Source organism: Pseudomonas sp. AC463, from assembly GCF_979253585.1.
The window spans coordinates 1-234 of sequence record NZ_CEEDDZ010001202.1 but is presented as its reverse complement, the minus strand read 5'-3'; the positions used below and the strand labels follow the sequence as shown (position 1 = coordinate 234).

Annotated in this window: 1 protein-coding gene; it reads left to right on the top strand. The window is 66.2% G+C overall.

Annotated elements, in window-relative coordinates:
• Positions 1–26: 26 nt before the first annotated feature.
• Positions 27–234 (top strand): histidine phosphatase family protein (locus AC0IYH_RS34130; RefSeq protein ID WP_471838923.1); only part of this gene is annotated, 208 nt, incomplete at its 3' end.

The window sequence follows — 234 nt, the reverse complement described above, 5'->3', positions numbered from 1 at the left end:
ACAAGCTGCCCACCGGCAGTCAGGTGATGATCGTCTCCCCACGCCGGCGCGCCCAGCAAACCGCGCAGATTCTTAACCGTGAACTGCACCTTGAACCCGTGACCAGGGACAGCTTCCGCGAACGCGACGTCGGCGTATTCGAAGGGCTGACCCAGGCGCCAGCCAAGGCCTTGCATCCAGCGCTTTGGGCGCAGAACAACACGCGGCAATGGGCGGCGGGGCCCACGGGTGGCG